The sequence below is a fragment of the Cupriavidus sp. 22TCCZM01-5 genome, from assembly GCF_057798915.1.
In genome coordinates, this window is the sequence record NZ_JBYOJR010000028.1 from 65,305 (window position 1) to 82,426 (window position 17,122).

Consider the following 17,122-nt stretch of genomic DNA (forward strand, 5'->3'; position numbering starts at 1 on the left):
TGATGTCAGTGGTCAGCCCTGGATCAGGGTCACGCCGGTCAGGCGCTGCAGTTCGTCGAAGCTCAGCCCTTCCACCAGGTCGCGTGCAACCAGCCCGTCGGTGGTCACGTCGATGGTGGCCAGATCAGTGTAGATGCGCGTCACGCAACCGATGCCGGTCAGCGGATAGGTGCACTGCGGCACGATCTTGCTTTCGCCCTGCTTGGTGAGGTGTTCCATCATGACGAACACCTGCTTGGCGCCGATGGCGAGGTCCATCGCACCGCCCACGGCGGGGATGGCGCCCGCTGCGCCGGTGTGCCAGTTGGCCAGGTCGCCCTTCTCGGAAACCTGGAACGCGCCCAGCACGCAGAAATCGAGGTGGCCGCCACGCATCATGGCGAACGAATCGGCATGGTGGAAGTACGAGCCGCCGGCCTTGATCGTCACCGGCTGCTTGCCGGCATTGATCAGGTCGCCGTCTTCCTCGCCCGGCGCCGGCGCGGGGCCCATGCCGAGCAGGCCGTTTTCGCTGTGCAGCAGGATTTCCTTGTCGGCGGGCAGGTGGTTGCCCACCAGCGTCGGCAGGCCGATGCCGAGGTTCACCACGGCACCCTCGGGAATGTCCTTGGCCACACGGGCGGCCATCTGGTCGCGGGTCAGTTTTTGCATGTTCGCTCTCCTTCTCGCTCAGACCTTGACCACGCGCTTGACGAACAGGCCCGGCGTCACGATGTGCTCCGGATCGAGTTCGCCCAGTTCCACCAGGTGGCTCACCTGCACGATGGGGCACTTGGCGGCCATGGCCATGATCGGGCCAAAGTTGCGGGCGGTCTTGCGGTAGGTCAGGTTGCCCCAGCGGTCGGCCTTGTCGGCCTTGATCAGTGCAAAGTCGGCGTGAATGGGCTTCTCGAACACGTAGCCCTGGCCATCGATGATGCGGGTTTCCTTGCCTTCGGCCAGCGGCGTACCGTAGGCCGTGCGCGTGAAGAAACCGCCGATGCCGGCACCGGCCGCGCGGATGCGCTCGGCCAGGTTGCCCTGCGGCACCAGCTCCAGTTCGATCTCGCCGGCGTGGTACAGCGCATCGAACACATAGGAGTCCGTCTGGCGCGGGAACGAGCAGATGATCTTGCGTACGCGCTTGGTCTTGAGCAGCGCCGCCAGGCCGGTGTCGCCGTTGCCGGCGTTGTTGTTGACGATGGTGAGATCGCGCGCACCCTGGGCGATCAGGGCGTCGATCAGTTCCGCCGGCATGCCTGCCATGCCGAAGCCGCCAATCAGGATGGTGGCGCCGTCGTGGATGCCGGCCACCGCCGCTTCCACCGAGTCGTATATCTTGTTGATCACTTGCGTTCCAGTCCGGGATGAGGGTCTGGCAGGTGCCGGGACCGGCCGCAAGGGGCGGCGCGCAAAAACTGTCTCCGGGCAATCCCTGCCGGACGGGCGTCTGGCGCAAGCACCGGTGACAGCGCGCTAGCCATGACGGGTTCCAACAGAAGTGCTTGAATTTGTTCTTATTGCGAACTTGAATTCGCACTATGAACAGAGTACACCTCGCGACAAACGCGGGTCAAGGCAACGGCAAACAGCTTGTCCGGTAATCGGTCAATCAGGGCCGCGCGTGCCGCAAGTCGTACACAGCGGCACGCCTCCGCCGTCCACGAGCCCCCTGTAGGACGGAGCCGACGCCACAATCGGCCCGGTAGCGATACGGCCGCCGCGCGCTCCTGCCTATCCTTTTATCAAGACATGCCACAAGACGACCGCCACCGGACCACCCGGCACGCCAAGGCAAGTCTGCACCAGAACCAGTCCCGCCCATCGCGGCCGGACCAGAACACAAGGAGGAATCCGACATCATGGCACGCGCCTTCGCCAGCCCCAACCCTTCCCGGACTCAAAAGGATCATCAGGCTGCACTCGCCCGGATCCTGCGGACCACGCGGCAAGTCTGGATGCTGGACGTTCTGCCTGCCGGGCCGGCCCTGCAAGCGCCGCCCTCACGCCCGCGCGTGCGGCTGCCGCGCCTTGCTGCCCGGGCCTTCGAGGCGCAGATCATGGCCATCCGCTGCCAGATGGTGTTCGCGGCCTGAACCGGCTCCCCGATCAGGGCAGCTGCAGCACCACCCGGCTACCCGCGGTGCCAGGCCGGACTTCCAGCCGCACGTCGATGCGTTCGCGCAGTTCCGCGACATGCGAGATGATCCCCACCAGCCGTCCCGCCTGCTGCAAGTCCAGCAATGTGCGGATGGCAAAGTCCAGGCTTTCCGGATCGAGCGTACCGAAGCCTTCATCGACAAACAGCGTATCGAGCTGGATGCCGCCGGCGCGCGACTGGACCACATCGGCCAGTCCCAGCGCCAGCGACAGCGAAGCCAGGAACCCTTCGCCGCCTGACAGCGTATTGGCCGGCCGCGCCGCGCCGGTGTCGTAGTCGAACACTTCGAGGTCGAGCCCGCCCGCCGAACGCTGGTCGGCCTGTTCGCGCACGCGCTGCAGCGTGTAGCGGCCGCGGCTCATTGCCAGCAGGCGCACGGAGGCGGCTTCCAGCACCTCGTCGAGCAGCGTGGCAAGCACGAAGCGCTGGAAGGTCATGCGGCGCGGATTGTTCCCGTTGGCGACTTCCGCGAGCCGTCCGAGAATGGCGTAGCGCGCTTCGATCTCGCTGTTTGCGGCCGCCAGTGCGTCGAGCTGGCTATGGCATTGCAGCAGGCTGTCGCGCATGCGCGCGCGATCGGCCTGTTGCCGGACGACGCCTTCAACGGCGGCGGTGGCGGTCGACGCCGCCATGCGCAGGCCATCGAGATCCGGCGCCGACAATCCCTCGGCCGCCGCGATGGCGCGCGACACACCGTGCGCGGACACCGCGAGTGCTTCGTCGTACGTACGTACCGCATCGTCCAGGGCTTGCATGGCCGCGGCATCCAGCCGGGCCGCGTTGAAGGCCGACAGGTCCGCAAAGCCTGCTGCGGCCAGCATGGCGTCCGCCGCGTTGCGGGCCTCCTGCAGGCGTTCGCCTGTGCGCGCCTGCACGGCCAGGGCCGACTGGCTGGCTGCCTCGGCGCCGGCCAGTGCCGCGGCGGCCTGCTTGTCGGCCGCCTGCGCTGCCTCCAGCGCGGCAGCGAGCGCGGCGAGTTGCGCGCGGGCCTGTTGCAGGCCCGCCTCGATGGCTTCGGGATCGCGCGCGTCTTCGGGCAATTGCGCGCATCCCGCCCGCCACTCTCCCTGCAATTGCGCAAGCGACTGCGCCGTGGATTCCACCGTGGCGCACGTTCCGCGGTACGCATTATCGGCAGCGGCAAGCGCGATCCGCCGCTCGTCGATGAGCGCGGGCATGCGTTCCAGCCGGACAGCCGATGCCTGCGCGGCTGCAAGCTCCCGCTCCAGCCCCGCGGTCTGTACGGCCAGATCCTGTGCCGTGGCTTCCACCGCTTGCAGCGCGGCATCGCCGATATCGGCTGCGACCTCCGCGAGCAGCGCGGCCAGCCGCTCCACTTCCGCATGCGCGGTGTGCCGGGCGTTGGCCGCGCGCAATGCGACGTCGTCGGCCTCGCGCGAGGCGACTCGCGCCTGCTCGAGCGCATCGTCCGATACCAGTTGCCCGCTGTGTTGTGCCAGCGCCGGATGGTCGGTGCCGCCGCAAACCGGACACGCCTCGCCCGTCGCCAGCACGGCAGCCAGGCGTGCGGCCTGTCCGGCGCGCCAGTCTGACTCCGTCGTCGTCAGCGCCGTGCGCATCGCGTCACGATGCGCGGCCGCGCGGGGAGCGGCCGCATCGCGGCGCGCCAGCTCGTCGCGGGCCTGCGCCGCGGCCTGTCCGGTCTGCCGGTATCGGGCAATCTGCCTCGCGCGCGTCTGGGCCGCCTGCAGCTGCAGGCCGAGGGTCTGGAGCTGTGCCGCGAGCACCTGTGCCTGGCGCTGGTCGGCTTCAGCTGTGGCCAGTTCCGCCTGCCTGTGCGCCAGCGCTTGTGCGGCCCGGTCGCGCGCGGCGACGGCGTCGGTCTGTTGTCGCCCGGCGGCCTCCAGCGACTGGCGCAGGCTGCCAAGCTGGCGCGCGCGCGGCAGCAGGGCCTCGAGCTCCACCACGCGGCGCTGCTCGGCCTGGCGCACCTCGCCGCGCCCAAGCTCGGCCTGCAGCCGCTCGCCTGCCTGCGCGGCCGCCAGTTGCTGTTGCCGCCGGGCGCCGGCCGCCTGCTCCGCTGCCATCTGCGCGGCCTGCTGGTCGCGCAGGGCAGCTTCCAGATGCTGGATGGCAGGCCACGCCTGCGTGGCCTGTCGTGCCGTGTGCAGGCGCATGCGTTGTTCGTCGGTTGCCGCCTTGCGGGCAAGCAGGGCCTCATGGGCCGCCTGCGCGTCGGCACGTTCGCGCAGCCGCGCCGCCACCTGCTCCCCGCCTTGCAACGCCGTTTGCGCGGCGGCCTGGGCGGCGCGCACGGCCTGCTCCTGCTGCAGCAGGTCCTGAAGTTCCTGCTGCAACTGCGCAATGCCCTGGGCCAGGGCATCGGCAGATTCCATGTCGAATTGCCGCAGCAGTGCCTGACGCTGGTCGACGATGCGCTCGGCATCGCGCCGGATGCCGGCCGCCTCGCCTTTCAGCTGCTCTTCCACGCGCCGGTACAGCTCGGTGCGGAACAGGCGTTCCAGGATGCCTTGCCGCGCCTGCGAACTGGCCGTCAGCAGCTCGCGAAAGCGCCCCTGCGGCAGCACGATGACCTGGCGGAACTGCGCGCTGTCGAATCCCAACAGCTCCCGGATGGCATCGCTGACCTTGGCCGGCTGCCCGGCCTTGCTGACCCAGCCATCGCCCTCCCATGCATCAAGCTGTGCCTTGGCGGTCTCGGTAACCATGCCTTCGCCACGTTGCTTCGGCCGCTCCTGCGCGGGCGACCTTACGACGCGGTAGCGCTGTGCGCCGAGACTGAATTCGAGCACGACTTCCGTACGCAGGCCGGCCGCGGCATTGGCACTGCGCATGGCCTGCGCACTGCGCTCGCCGCCCGAGGTGTCGCCATACAACGCAAAGCAGATGGCGTCGAGCAGCGTGGTCTTGCCAGCACCCGTGGGGCCGTGGATCAGGAAGAAGGCCTGCTCGCCCAGTTGCGTGAAATCGATGACCTCGGTGCCCGAGAACGGTCCGAAGGCCTTCATGGTCAGGTGCAATGGCCTCATGCCGACTCCCGCTGCGCGGCGGCCATGCCGGCCAGCACCTGCTCCAGCGCGATGCGCTGGCCGTCATCGAGTTCGGCATCGGCCACTTCGCGGAAGAAGCTCGCGAACAGTTCGCCGGTGCTTTGTTCGCGCAGTCGCCGCGCGGCTTCACCAGCCACACCGGCGCGCGCCAGCACAGTCCGCTCGACCGCAAGCGCATTGGGATAGACCTGGCGCAGCTTTGCCATCGGGTCCAGCAGGGCGCCGGTGTCGGTCAGGCGCGCATAGATATAGTCATCGCGCCGTGCATCATCGGCGGCAGCCGCGATCAACCCCGCCAGTTCGCCTTCGACGATGCGCAGGTCACGCAGCGGCCGCAGCGGCATGGGCGTGATCCGTACGCTGCCGTCGGCGCCAAGGTCGATCATCGACACGGACTTTTCATGGCTGCACTCCGACAGCGAGTACTTCAGCAGTGAACCGGCATAATGCAGCCGCCCGTCGATCGTCTGCGGCCGGTGCAGATGGCCCAGCGCCACCAGGTCAAAGCCGTCGAATGCCTGCGCGGCGATCGCACCGCTGCCCCCCACCGACAAGGGCCGCTCCGATTCACTGACCGCGCCGCCCACGACGAAGGCATGGCCCACCACCACCGAGCGCACGCCGGGCGGATGGATCGCGCGGATGGCATCGAGCTGCGCGCAAAGGGCGGCTTCATGCGTCGGCAGCTCGGCGCCCAGTGCGTCGCGCACGACGGCCGGTTCGGCATACGGCAACGCATAGACGCGCACCTCGCCGTGCACATCGTGCAATGACACGCTGGCGGGCGTGGCGGACGTGCATCCGGCCACGTGCAGGCCTTGGGTCTGCATCAGCCTCGCGCCGAATTCCAGCCGCTGCGCGCTGTCATGGTTGCCTGCGATGAGCACCACCGGCACGCCCGCCTCCAGGACGATCCGAGCCAGGACGTCGTCCAGCAGCGCCACGGCTTCCGGGGGCGGTACGGCGCGGTCATAGACATCGCCGGCGATCAGGACGGCATCGGGGCGCTCGGCGCGCACCAGTTCGACAAACTGGTCGAGGATATGGGCCTGGTCTTCAAGCAGGCTGCGGGCATGGAAGAGCCGCCCGAGATGCCAGTCGGCGGTATGCAGGAAACGCAATGTGGATACCTGGTATGTGAGGGTGGCGTGTCCGGCACAGCGGCACGCGGTACAGCCGGCATCATAACTGCGCGGGCCGCATGCGGGTCGCGCGCGGCTTCAGGCCCAACTTCAGGCCCAGCTTCAGGCCCCTGCCGCTCCCGTGAATACCGTCAGCACACCCGTGTAGCCATACAGGTGATCGCGCGCGATCTCGCCGTTGGCGAAGAAGCCGGCGAGCGGCATATCGCCAAGCGCGCGGCGCACCAGTTGCAACTCGGCATTGGGCGCGCCGAAATGCGGCCCGCCCCGGCCGGAGCAACTGATATAGAGCACGCCAAGCGCCCGCCCCGCGGTGCCGCTCTCGATCTCGGCGCGGATCTCCGTGGCGATGCGCACCAGGTCGGCGCGCGCGGCGGCCGGGTTGCGCGTGCAGAACGCGAGCCGCATGCCCGGCTCCGCCACGTCCGCCAGGGCCAGTACGCGGTGCTGCACGTCCAGGCCGATCAGGTGCCGGACCAGGGTCTCGGCGCCGAACATGCCGGGCAGCCTTGGGGTGTCATCCGCACCCGCGCTCAGGCCGGCCAGCGTCCCTGACAGCGCTTCGGCCATATCCTGCGCGGTTGCATCGCGCTCCAGCCCCAGGTCCTTCAGGACGCAGTCGAGCGCGGGTTCGTTATCCAGCGTGAACAGCAGGTTGCGGTCCGCCCGTGTCACGGCACGCGCCGGGCCGATCGGCTGGCAGCCCTGGGTCACGCGTGAGATCAGGCCGACCCGGGGGCCGAACAAGACGCCCGACAAGCCCCCCGAGTAGATGCCATCGGCCATCTGCAGCGTCCGGTTGCGTGCCGACGACAAGCCACCGAACAGATAGCCAGTGGCAATGCGTTCGCTCAGTTCGTGCAGCAGGTCCTGGAGGTCAGGCGTCGAGCCTTCCGCGTGCACCAGCGCGGCATGCGGCGTGAAGCCGGATGAAGCCGCCGGCAGCGGCTTGCGCCCGGAGAACAAGCGGAAGGCATCATGTGGCAGCGGCGCCGCCATCAGCACCATGGCCGGCTCGTCGATGTACTCGACCCCGCAGGCGCAGACACCGACCGCGGACGTCCCGACCCATGCGACGCCGGGCCACTCCTGCTGCAGCGCAGCGAGAATGCGCTCGGCCGCCGGTGCGTAGTAATCGCTCAGGTAGCACCAGCCCAGCGTCAGCGCGACGGCATTGCCGTGCTGCGCCTGCTGCACCGCAAGCTGGGCCTCCAGTTGCATGTTGCAATCGGCCAGCGCCTCCTGCCAGCGGGCATTGGCGGCGTGGGCGTGTACGAAGGCCGCGTCATGCATGGTGATCCTCCCTTGGCGCCCTCGCTTGTGGTCCGCCGATTCAGGTTGGACACCGCGGGACGGACACCGTTCTTCCTTCAGGCGGCAGTGGCCAGGTCACTCCGGGTCTTTGCGCACGCGTTCGTCGTGCAGCAGCTTCTGCACGATCCGTTCGTGCTGCGCCAGCGCCGCTTGCAGTGAGCGGGCGCCATAGCTGCGGTTCTCCGCGGCGTCCGCCATGCCGGCCACACGCGTGATGAACAGCGGCGTGTCCACCGGCGCCGCTTGGGATACTCCGCGAAAGCGCGTCGTCACCGTACTGCCGCTGGCCTCCAGCACGGTACGGCGGAACACGGGATCGTTGTCCTCCATCCAGCGCGACCATTCGCTGCGGTCGGCCACTTCCCGCGGTTCATTGCGTTCATCGAGGATGTAGAAGCGGTCCCACGCTTCGCGGGACCTGTCACGCGACGTCATCAACGATCACCATCGCAGGGCAACCACGGCCGAGCTGCTCGGCGAATACGACAAGGAACTGGTCGGCGAATCGCACTCGACGGAAAGGATATCCGCCTGCCATGAACGGCACGAGCTGCCGGCCTAGCCGGGCGCACTCAACTCACGCGGAAGCCGATCTTCAGTGTCACCTGGAAATGCGCGACCTTGCCGTCCGCGATATGGCCGCGCGTTTCGACGACTTCAAACCAGTCGATATTCTTGATGGTCTCGCCGGCCTTGGCGATGGCATTGCGGATGGCTTGGTCGCTGCCGTCGGGCGACGAGCCGACGATCTCGACGAGCTTGTAGGTATGATCGCTCATGTCCCCTCTCCTTGGCCGGCTGGTACCCGGCGCGGTTCCATCCATCATAGGCAGGCCCACGGCGAAAACCCAGTAGACGCATGCGGTGAAAAGGACTGTTACACACGCGCGGCTTGTCCGGTGTGAAGCCTGCTGCTACGCTGCGGGCCCGCATGGCTGCGCGGCGTGGCGATGCGGCGCCCCCGTCCCCGAACCGAATAGCACCGTGACCCACCGATTCAAGCACGCGGCCCTGTCCGCCCTGCTGCTCGCCGCATGCGCAACCGGCCTGGCCCAGGCCCGCTCCACCTCGGCGCTCGACAGCATTACCGATACCATCAGCAGCACCTTCAACGAGGCCATGACCAAGCTGCCGGCCATGCCAGGCCAGAGCGCCCGGCCGGACGCGTCGGCGCGGCCGGTCAACGCCAGGCCGTTCGCCTCGGGCAGCGGCTACACCCTGTGCTTCGTTCCCGACGGCGTGAGCTGCCAGGACCTGCTCGTCAACGCCATCCGCGGCACGCGCCGGCGGCTGCTGATCCAGGCCTACTCGTTCACCAGCAAGCCGATCGCCGAGGCCGTGGCGCAGGCGCACAGGCGCGGCGTGGACGTGCGCGTGATCCTCGACAAGAGCCAGGTGAGCGAGCGCTACACCAGCGCGACCTTCCTCAAGCACGCGGGCATCCCGGTCGTCATCGACACCAAGCCCGCGATCGCCCACAACAAGGTCATGGTCTTCGACGACCAGGCCGTGTTCACCGGCTCCTTCAACTTCACCAAGTCCGCCGAGGAACGCAACGCCGAGAACGGCATGCTGATCCGCGGCGACGCGGCCGTGGTCAAGGCCTATACCGACAACTGGAACACGCGCTATCAGCAGTCGTCGGCGTACTGAAGTGCTCTCGGCATGATTCGGCCGGCGGTGGCAAACTTGCGGTTTGCCCACTCCCGATTCAATTGGAGCCAGCCATCATGCCAGCCATTCCCGACAGCAAATGGATCCGCGTCGACGCCGACGCGGGCAGCTTCGACGCCTACCTGAGCCTGCCGCCCGCGGGCGTGCAGCCCGATGGCCCCGCCATCGTGCTGCTGCAGGAGATCTTCGGCGTCAATGAACATATCCGCGCCGTGGCCGACCAGTATGCGGCCGACGGCTACACGGTGCTCGCCCCCGACGTGTTCTGGCGCGACGCCCCGCGCGTCGAACTCGGCTACGCCGGCGCCGACATGGAGCGCGCCATGGCGCTGCGCAAGTCGGTGGACGTCGAAGCTACTGTACGCGACATCGCCGCGACCGTACGCGCGCTGCGCGCGCAGACCGGAGCCGGCAGCAAGGTAGCTGCAGTGGGCTATTGCTTTGGCGGCCTGCTCGCCTACCTGAGCGCGGCGCGCGGGCTGGTCGATGCCGCCGTGCCGTACTACGGCGGCGGCATCCAGAACAACCTGCAGGAAGCCAGCGCGCTGAACGTGCCGGTGCAGTTCCACTATGGCGCGCTCGACGCGCATATCACGCCCGATGCGGTGGCCAACGTGCGCGCCGCTGTGGCCGGCAAGCGCGGCACCGAGGTGTTCGTCTACGAAGGCGCCGACCACGGCTTCAACTGCTGGGCGCGCGCAAGCTACGACCAGCGCAGCGCGGCGCTCGCGCACGGCCGCGCGCTGGCCTTCCTGGCCCAGTCGCTGTAAGCGCGCCGGGCCCCTCGCCGGAGGGGCCCGCCTTGCCACGGGCGCGCCGCAACCGTATGCTGCGCTGTCGAGCTTCAAGACTTGCTGGATCCAAACCATTACAACGGAGACCACCATGCAGTCAGAGCAGCAGCGCGCCCTGCGCAACACCATCCCCGATGCCGTGGCCCGCGCCGTACGGCGCGGGCCCGACAAGACCGCCATCCGCTTCGCTGCACGCAGCTGGACTTACCGGCAGCTCGACGAGGCCGCCGCGCGCGTGTCCGGTGCGCTCGCGCAATGGGGCCTGCGTCCCGGCGATCGTGTCGCGGCCTTCGGCAAGAATTCCGATGCGTACGTGTTGCTGTGGCTGGCCTGTCTGCGTTCCGGCCTGATCCATGTGCCGGTGAATTTCTCGATGACGCGTGCCGAGGCCGAGTACATCGTCACGCAGTCGGGCGCGAGCGCGATCTTCGCCGATCCGTCGCTCGCGGAGCGCGTGCAAGGCCTGCCTTGCCGCGTGAGTGGCACCTTGCACGGAGGCGGCGAGCGCGACGTCCTGGTGGCGGCCTCGCACGGCACGCTGGCACCGGTGCTGGATACGCTCACCGACGACATGCCGGCGCAGATCCTGTACACCTCGGGGACCACGTCGGCGCCCAAGGGTGCCGTGCTCACGCATCGTGCGCTGCTGGCCGAGTACGTGAGCACCATCGCGGCCTGCGACGTGCGGGCCGCCGACTATTCGCTGGCGGCGCTGCCGCTCTACCATTCGGCGCAGATGCACGTGTTCCTGATGCCGCTGCTGCTGTGCGGCGGAACGACGCTGATCGCGGAAAGCCCCGAGGCCGGCTTTTGCTTGCGCACGATTCACGAAGAAGGCATCACCAGCTTCTTCGCGCCGCCTACGGTGTGGATCGCCCTGCTGCGGCACACGGACTTCGAGCCCGCGCGGCTCGGCACGCTGACCAAGGCGTATTACGGCGCCTCGATCATGCCGGTGCCGGTGCTGCTGGAATTGCAGGCCAAGCTGCCGGCGCTGCGTTTCTACAACTGCTACGGACAGAGCGAGATCGGACCGCTCGCCACGGTGCTCGGCCCCGAGGAGCATGCGGCGCGCCCGGCCTCGGCGGGGCGATCGGTGCTCAACGTGGAAACGCGCATCGTCGATGAAAGGATGAATGATGTCGCGCCCGGCACGCTCGGCGAGATCGTGCACCGCTCGCCGCAGTTGCTGACCGAGTACTGGGACAAGCCCGAGCAGACCAACGAGGCCTTTGCCGGTGGCTGGTTCCATTCGGGCGATCTTGGCTATATGGATGAGGCGGGCTACCTGTATGTCGTCGACCGCATCAAGGACGTGATCAACTCCGGCGGCGTGCTGGTCTCAAGCCGCGAGGTCGAGGAATGCCTGTACACCCATCCCGCCGTCGCCGAAGTGGCGGTGTTCGCGCTGTCCCATCCGAAGTGGGTGGAAGCCGTGACCGCGTGCGTGGTGCTCAAGCGTGACTCCACGGCCAGCGAGGAAACGCTGATTGCCCATGCGCGCAATGCGCTTGCGCCGTTCAAGGTGCCCAAGCGGGTGGTGTTCGTGGCAGACCTGCCGCGCAATACGGCGGGGAAGCTGCTCAAGCGGAAGTTGCGGGAGGATTATGCTGGGTTGTTTGGGGAGGGGGGTAGCTAGTGGGTTGTGGTTCTTGGCAGGCGCCGCTGTTTCGCCGGCGTAGCCGACGGGGCATCGTGGTGGCGCCCGCCAAGCACGACACCCCCAGCCCCCCAATCAATCAATAAGGCACCGCCACCCCATTCTCCACCTTCACCCTATCCCCATTACGAAGCTGATAAGGATTAGCCTGCGTCACCGTCAGGTACCCATTGTCATTGGTCCTGACCCGCACCCGATAGGCAGGCGGCACGGCGCTGCCGCGCTTTTCCACTTCATTGCCGGCCAGCGCGCCGACGACCGCGCCGCCGATGGTGGCCACGGTGTTGCCGCGCCCGCCACCGACCTGGTGCCCCAGCAGACCACCCACGACGCCCCCGACCACCGCGCCGGCGCCGCTCGTGGAGGGCACTTGCCCCTGCACGACCTCGATGCTCTCCACCCAGCCGTAGCGGACACCATATTGCTCGGCGCCGCCGTTGCCGTAGCCGCTGTCAGCCGGATACCCCTGCTGGTAGCCCGATTGCGGATAGCCCTGCTGCTGCGGATAGCTTGCCTGCGGATATCCCTGCTGGGGATAAGAGGTCTGCGGATATGGGGCCTGCGGGTAGGACGACTGCGGATAACCCGCCTGGGTGGCGGCGGTGCTGCCACTGTAGGAACCATAGCCGCCAGAGTATCCGCCCGAATAGCCACCTGCGTACCCGCCATAAGGCGCAGTCACGCAACCGGCCAGCGCGCCGGCACCGAGCACCGCAAGCACAACCGAACGAAAGGGGATGGACATGTAAACGGCTCCTGCGAATTCGCGTGTTGGGAATGCGCGCGATTCTAGGGCCAGCGCAGCCCCGATGGGTGTCACCACGAATCTTGATTGGTAACCGGCTGTAACGACGTGGCTGCCGACAAAGGTGTGGTGGCCTCAGTCGCGCTCGGCTTCGTCGTCGTTGAAGGCAGTGATGCGCGCCACACGGAAGGTCCCGCGCAACGATTCCAGTTCGGTCCGGTGCAGCATGGCCAGCCGGTTCAGGCAGCGCTCGCCCTTGGCGAGCAGGTGCACCTCGACCACGCGGCGGTCTTCACTATTGAGCTTGCGCTTGACCAGGCCGGCCGCCTCGCAGCGGTTCACCAGGGCGACCACCCCGTGCTGCTTGGCCTGCAGCCGCTCGGCCAGTTCGCCGATCGACGCCCAGCCTTTGCCGGGGCAGCCGCGGATGTGGAGCATCAACAGGTACTGCTGCACGGTCACGCCCTCATTGCGTGCCGCGTCTTCCGAAAAGCGGAGAAAGCGCCGGATCTGGTAGCGGAAGTCGGATAGCGCCTCGAAGTCCGGCTTGCTGAGCGGCGATGGTTTCGCGGAGGCGGACTTGCTGGGCATGGGCAGGTAAGACGGAAAAACCGCGCGTCCGCGCAGGGGACGGCAGTCGGCAGGATTCGGACCGACGCAATTATAGGGGCAGTCCCGCCACAGCGCGGTTTGCGAAGCCGCGCCGTCCCGGCATCCGGCTATGGCAGAATCTGTGCGGTTGCAGACACCTTTCCCACCGCCACGGAACCCTGACCGATGTTCACGGAAATCGCCCTCTTCTTGCTCGATACCGTCTTTACCCTGTTCGGCATGGCCTTGCTGCTGCGCGTGTGGATGCAGATCACCCGCCTGCCTACGCGCAACCCGGTGTCGCAGGGGGTATTCCAGGTCACCGACTGGCTGGTGCGGCCATTGCGCCGGGTCATTCCCGGGCTTGGCGGCATCGACTGGGCCACGGTGATCGGCGCCTGGCTGACCGCGTTGGCGTTTCTGCTGCTGGTGGCGGCGCTCACGGGCGGCGAACTGCTTGCATTCCTGCCCATGCTGCTGCTGGCCGCCGTCCTCTATGTACTCAAGTGGGGCATCAGCCTGGTGATGTGGGTAACGCTGCTGATGGCGATCCTGTCGTGGGTGAACCCGCATTCGCCCATCACGCCCGCCATCAACCACCTCACGGCCCCGCTGTTGCGCCCGATCCAGCGGGTGATACCGCGCCTGGGCGGGTTCGACATATCGCCGCTGGTGCTGTTCGTGATCGCGCAGATCCTGCTGATGATCATTGCCAGGCTGAGCGTGGGCGTGTTCGGCATGCACTACTGATGCAAGCACGCGGGTCCATGGATCCACCCCGATGACGCCCCCATGACATTGTCCAGCGCACTGGACAGTGTGTCGAGGATTGACCCTTTTTCCGAGTGCTTCGAAGTCCTACATTACAGGTCAAGGTGGCTGACGCCACAAACCCTGACAAAGAAGGACACGATCATGAAGACCCTTGCACAACGCCGCAACCTTGCCACTTCCGTTCTTTGCGCGCTCGGCCTGACGCTGGCCGCCGCTTCCGGCGCCCACGCTGCCGCGCCGGTTTCGGACCTGGCCCGCCTGGATGGCAGCATCGCCCGCATGGGCAAGGTCGACCCGTACCTGGACGGCGCCAAGCTCGGCAAGGTGGACCCGTACACCGACGGCGCGAAGCTGGGCAAGGTGGATCCGTTCACTGACGGCGCCAACCTTGGCAAGCGCGACCCGTACACGGACGGCGCCCGCTCCGTCACCGAAGCCCGTGATGCCTTCACCGAAGGCGCCTGAGCCCCTTTGCTGAACTAAAAGCCCCCCGCATCTCCGGCCCGGTCAGAACGCCGGGCTGGCACCTTCCTCCGGGTCCTGGTCGAATTCGGGCTCCAGCATCGACTCGATCGCCTCCATGAATGCCCGCACCTTGCGCGGCTGCAAACGCCGGTCTGGCAGCAACGCAAACGCCCTCAGCGGCGGCAGCGGGAATTCGGGCAGCACGCGCACCAGCCTGCCTTGCGCCATTTCCGCCTCGCAATAGTTCACCGACAACTTGGCAATGCCCAGGCCCGCCAGCGCGCCCTGCAGCCGCAGTTCCGCGTTGAAGGTCTGCATGCGCGGCCGGATCGGCACCGTGATGCACTCCTCGTCGCGCTGGAATTCCCATACCGTATCGCCCGGCGTGGTCAGCGTCGGCAGATTGGCCAGGTCTTCGGGGCGCATGAGCGGCGGCAGGCTGGCCGCCAGCGCGGGCGCCGCGAAAAGCCCCCGCTCCACGTGGTAGATGCGGCGCGCCACCGTGCCGGAGTCGGGCAGGTCGGCGTCGACGATCACGAACGCCACGTCAAACCCGTCGCGGATCGGATCGACCAGTCCTTGCGTGATTTCCACGGAGACATCCAGCGCCGGATGTGCCGCCAGCGTGCGGCAGATGATGCCGCCCAGCTGCTGGGCGCCGAACTCATACGGCGTGGCAATGCGCAGCACGCCCTGCACGCGCTCTTCGCGCGCGAGCGTTTCCTGGCGGATCTCGCGCAGCCGCGCGAACAGCGGCGCCACGTCGCGGTACACCGCACTGCCCGCGTCGGTCAGCCGCATGCGGCGCGTGGTGCGCTCCAGCAGCTTGGCGCCGATCGCGGTCTCCAGACGCGCCACGGCCGCCGACACGCGCGACTTCGGGCAATCGAGCTGCTCCGCCGCGGCCGTAAATGTGCCCTGCTCGACCACGCAGCAGAACGCTTCCCAATCATTCCACTGAATTGTTTCGTTCACCGGACAATGTTTCCCTGACAAGCTGTAGTTCTGGACAGCAGGCGACATTATGCTTTAGCGATGCAACCACAAACGTCTGTCCCCGCAGTTTTCGGCGTTCCTGACGCCAAAGGCCAGGTCACCATGGCTGCCGCCGCCCCCCAACGACCCCGCATGCAGATCGCCAGCCACCCCGAGATGGGCCACTGGCGCCTGTCTCTGTTCGGGCTGACGCTCGGGCTGGTCACCGGCATCGACTTCTCCTCGACGCTGATGATGGGCGTGGCCAGCCAGCACATCCAGGGGGGCGTGGGCGCCGCGCCCGAAGACTACCTGTACGCGGTCTCGGCCTACGCCGCCACCGCGGTGCTGATGAACATGGTGCTCGACCAGATCGCGCGCCGCACCACGTACAAGCGCTTCACCATTGCGTCGCTGCTGGTCTTCATCGCTGGCTCGCTGCTGTGCGCCGAGGCCGCCAGCCCGGGCGGGCTGATTGCCGGCAAGGCGGTGCAGGGGCTCGGCGCGGGCGGCTTGTTCGCGGCCTCGCGCATCCTGGTGCAACTGGTGTCCACGCCGGCCGAGCGCGCACCGCTGATGCTGCGCTTTGGCGGCGGCGCGTTTGCAATGCTGGCCATCACGCCATGGCTGACCAGCATCTTCCTTGACGATATCGGCTGGCGCGCGGTCTTCCTGTTCCAGGCCGGGATCTCGCTGCCGGTGCTGCTGTCGGTGATCGCCACCTACCCCACGCGCGCACCGCGCGATCCGCATCCGCCCGTGTCGACGCTGGACTGGCCGGCGGCCATCGCGGCGGCGCTCGGGGCGCTGGTGTTCCTGCACACGCTGCAGGAAATGCGCTACACACGCTTCTTCAGTTCGCCCCAGATGCCGCTGGCCGCGCTGCTCGGCGTGGGCCTGTTCGCGTTCAGCGGCTGGCGCCTGTACCGGCATCCGGACCCGTGGATCGACTTCTCGCGCCTGGCCGGGCGCCAGTACCTGTATGGGCTGGGCTTCTACACGCTGTACTACCTGCTCTCGTCGGCCTGGGCGTTCCTGCTGCCGACGCTCACGCAAAGCGGCCTGGGCCTGACCTTCCGCACCACTTGCATGCTGCTCTCGACGAGCGGCACAGTCTCGACCATCGGCGCGGTGATGATCACGCTCGGCATGGCGCTGGTCTTCCGCAAGCGCCGCGTGATCGCCATTGGCTTTGTCGTCTATGCGTGCGCGGCCATGCTGCTGTCCTACACCTTGATGCCCGGCGCGCCCGACTACGCGCTGGTGCCTGTGGTACTGCTCGAAGGCCTGACGCCGGTGCTGCTGATGGTGCAGGTCGCGTCGATGACCTATCTCGACCTGCCGGTCGAGGACTTCTCCCACGCATACCAGTTCAAGAACGTCTGCAAGCAGATCGCCTCGGCCTCCGGCACGGGCCTGGCCAGCGTCTTCATGCAGGACGGCCTGGCCGCGCACCGCACCCACCTGGTCGAGCACGTCACGCGCTTCACTCCGGCGCTGCAGATGCCGGACGCGCTGTCCGCGTCCAGCCTGGCCAGGATCTCGCTCGAAATCGACCGGCAGGCAACGCTGCTGGCCGGCATTGACATGCTTCACGGGTTCGCGGCGCTGTGCGTGGCCATGGCCGTCTTCGTCCTTTTGCAGAAGAGCTTCCGCTAAGGCGCCCAACCGCATCGCGGTGCAGGAGACAGCATGGCGGCGGCGCCCCAAGCGGGCGCCGCCAGCACGTGCTTCGGCCTGCACTGGCGCAGTCGGCGTATTTCCTCTACCCTTTCGGCCTTTGCGTGCCACTTCCGGCGACCGTGCCGGTGCCAGA

The 17,122-nt window shown here is 67.6% G+C and carries 17 protein-coding genes; 7 read left to right on the top strand and 10 right to left on the bottom strand.

Annotation, left to right across the window (positions count from 1 at the left end; all coding sequences use genetic code 11):
• Nucleotides 1-12: 12 nt before the first annotated feature.
• A complete protein-coding gene (locus AC3FNH_RS23160) occupies nt 13-651 on the bottom strand; it encodes a 3-oxoacid CoA-transferase subunit B (RefSeq protein WP_488721702.1) in 639 nt (212 codons plus the stop codon).
• 18 nt (nt 652-669) lie between these two features.
• A complete protein-coding gene (locus AC3FNH_RS23165) occupies nt 670-1,329 on the bottom strand; it encodes a 3-oxoacid CoA-transferase subunit A (RefSeq protein ID WP_276102810.1) in 660 nt (219 codons plus the stop codon).
• Between the two features lie 512 nt (nt 1,330-1,841).
• On the opposite strand from AC3FNH_RS23165, the gene AC3FNH_RS23170 reads away from it, so the two are divergent.
• Nucleotides 1,842-2,075 carry a hypothetical protein gene (locus tag AC3FNH_RS23170; RefSeq protein WP_488721703.1) on the top strand — a complete coding sequence of 78 codons (234 nt, stop codon included), beginning with the start codon at nt 1,842-1,844 and terminating at the stop codon, nt 2,073-2,075.
• 13 nt (nt 2,076-2,088) lie between these two features.
• Here AC3FNH_RS23170 and AC3FNH_RS23175 read toward each other — a convergent pair whose 3' ends face one another.
• The 5 genes from AC3FNH_RS23175 to AC3FNH_RS23195 form a co-directional block, all read right to left on the bottom strand.
• Nucleotides 2,089-5,151 carry an AAA family ATPase gene (locus AC3FNH_RS23175; RefSeq protein ID WP_488721704.1) on the bottom strand — a complete coding sequence of 1,021 codons (3,063 nt, stop codon included), beginning with the start codon at nt 5,149-5,151 and terminating at the stop codon, nt 2,089-2,091.
• Nucleotides 5,148-6,293 carry an exonuclease SbcCD subunit D gene (locus AC3FNH_RS23180; RefSeq protein ID WP_488721705.1) on the bottom strand — a complete coding sequence of 382 codons (1,146 nt, stop codon included), beginning with the start codon at nt 6,291-6,293 and terminating at the stop codon, nt 5,148-5,150. The genes AC3FNH_RS23175 and AC3FNH_RS23180 overlap by 4 nt, the downstream gene beginning before the upstream one ends.
• A 123-nt stretch (nt 6,294-6,416) precedes the next feature.
• Nucleotides 6,417-7,607, bottom strand: a complete 1,191-nt coding sequence (locus tag AC3FNH_RS23185; protein ID WP_276102806.1) for an FIST signal transduction protein — start codon at nt 7,605-7,607, stop codon at nt 6,417-6,419.
• Between the two features lie 96 nt (nt 7,608-7,703).
• Complete coding sequence (locus AC3FNH_RS23190; protein WP_488721706.1) at nt 7,704-8,063, bottom strand: hypothetical protein; 360 nt, start codon at nt 8,061-8,063, stop codon at nt 7,704-7,706.
• Between the two features lie 137 nt (nt 8,064-8,200).
• The gene (locus AC3FNH_RS23195) at nt 8,201-8,407 is read right to left on the bottom strand and encodes a dodecin (RefSeq protein ID WP_276102804.1); all 207 of its coding nucleotides are present in this window, start codon (nt 8,405-8,407) and stop codon (nt 8,201-8,203) included.
• A 205-nt stretch (nt 8,408-8,612) separates the two neighbouring features.
• On the opposite strand from AC3FNH_RS23195, the gene AC3FNH_RS23200 reads away from it, so the two are divergent.
• The 3 genes from AC3FNH_RS23200 to AC3FNH_RS23210 all read left to right on the top strand — a co-directional run bounded on the left by AC3FNH_RS23200 (nt 8,613) and on the right by AC3FNH_RS23210 (nt 11,735).
• Nucleotides 8,613-9,281, top strand: a complete 669-nt coding sequence (locus AC3FNH_RS23200; RefSeq protein WP_488721707.1) for a phospholipase D family nuclease — start codon at nt 8,613-8,615, stop codon at nt 9,279-9,281.
• Between the two features lie 77 nt (nt 9,282-9,358).
• Nucleotides 9,359-10,072 carry a dienelactone hydrolase family protein gene (locus AC3FNH_RS23205; RefSeq protein WP_488721708.1) on the top strand — a complete coding sequence of 238 codons (714 nt, stop codon included), beginning with the start codon at nt 9,359-9,361 and terminating at the stop codon, nt 10,070-10,072.
• Nucleotides 10,073-10,187: 115 nt separating this feature from the next.
• Nucleotides 10,188-11,735 carry an acyl-CoA synthetase gene (locus AC3FNH_RS23210; RefSeq protein WP_488721709.1) on the top strand — a complete coding sequence of 516 codons (1,548 nt, stop codon included), beginning with the start codon at nt 10,188-10,190 and terminating at the stop codon, nt 11,733-11,735.
• Between the two features lie 100 nt (nt 11,736-11,835).
• Here AC3FNH_RS23210 and AC3FNH_RS23215 read toward each other — a convergent pair whose 3' ends face one another.
• Both AC3FNH_RS23215 and AC3FNH_RS23220 read right to left on the bottom strand, forming a co-directional pair.
• Nucleotides 11,836-12,501, bottom strand: coding sequence for an outer membrane lipoprotein (locus tag AC3FNH_RS23215; protein ID WP_488721710.1), 666 nt, complete (start codon nt 12,499-12,501; stop codon nt 11,836-11,838).
• A 135-nt stretch (nt 12,502-12,636) separates the two neighbouring features.
• A complete protein-coding gene (locus AC3FNH_RS23220; RefSeq protein ID WP_276102799.1) occupies nt 12,637-13,092 on the bottom strand; it encodes a MarR family winged helix-turn-helix transcriptional regulator in 456 nt (151 codons plus the stop codon).
• Between the two features lie 186 nt (nt 13,093-13,278).
• Here AC3FNH_RS23220 and AC3FNH_RS23225 point away from each other — a divergent pair, with 186 nt between their 5' ends.
• Both AC3FNH_RS23225 and AC3FNH_RS23230 read left to right on the top strand, forming a co-directional pair.
• Nucleotides 13,279-13,842, top strand: coding sequence for a YggT family protein (locus AC3FNH_RS23225; protein WP_488721711.1), 564 nt, complete (start codon nt 13,279-13,281; stop codon nt 13,840-13,842).
• A gap of 165 nt (nt 13,843-14,007) precedes the next feature.
• Nucleotides 14,008-14,331 (top strand): hypothetical protein, encoded by a 324-nt coding sequence (locus AC3FNH_RS23230; RefSeq protein WP_276102797.1) that lies wholly within the window; start codon nt 14,008-14,010, stop codon nt 14,329-14,331.
• A gap of 42 nt (nt 14,332-14,373) precedes the next feature.
• Here AC3FNH_RS23230 and AC3FNH_RS23235 read toward each other — a convergent pair whose 3' ends face one another.
• Nucleotides 14,374-15,306 (bottom strand): LysR family transcriptional regulator, encoded by a 933-nt coding sequence (locus AC3FNH_RS23235; protein WP_276102796.1) that lies wholly within the window; start codon nt 15,304-15,306, stop codon nt 14,374-14,376.
• Nucleotides 15,307-15,459: 153 nt separating this feature from the next.
• On the opposite strand from AC3FNH_RS23235, the gene AC3FNH_RS23240 reads away from it, so the two are divergent.
• Complete coding sequence (locus tag AC3FNH_RS23240; RefSeq protein ID WP_276102795.1) at nt 15,460-16,965, top strand: MFS transporter; 1,506 nt, start codon at nt 15,460-15,462, stop codon at nt 16,963-16,965.
• Nucleotides 16,966-17,122 lie beyond the last annotated feature (157 nt).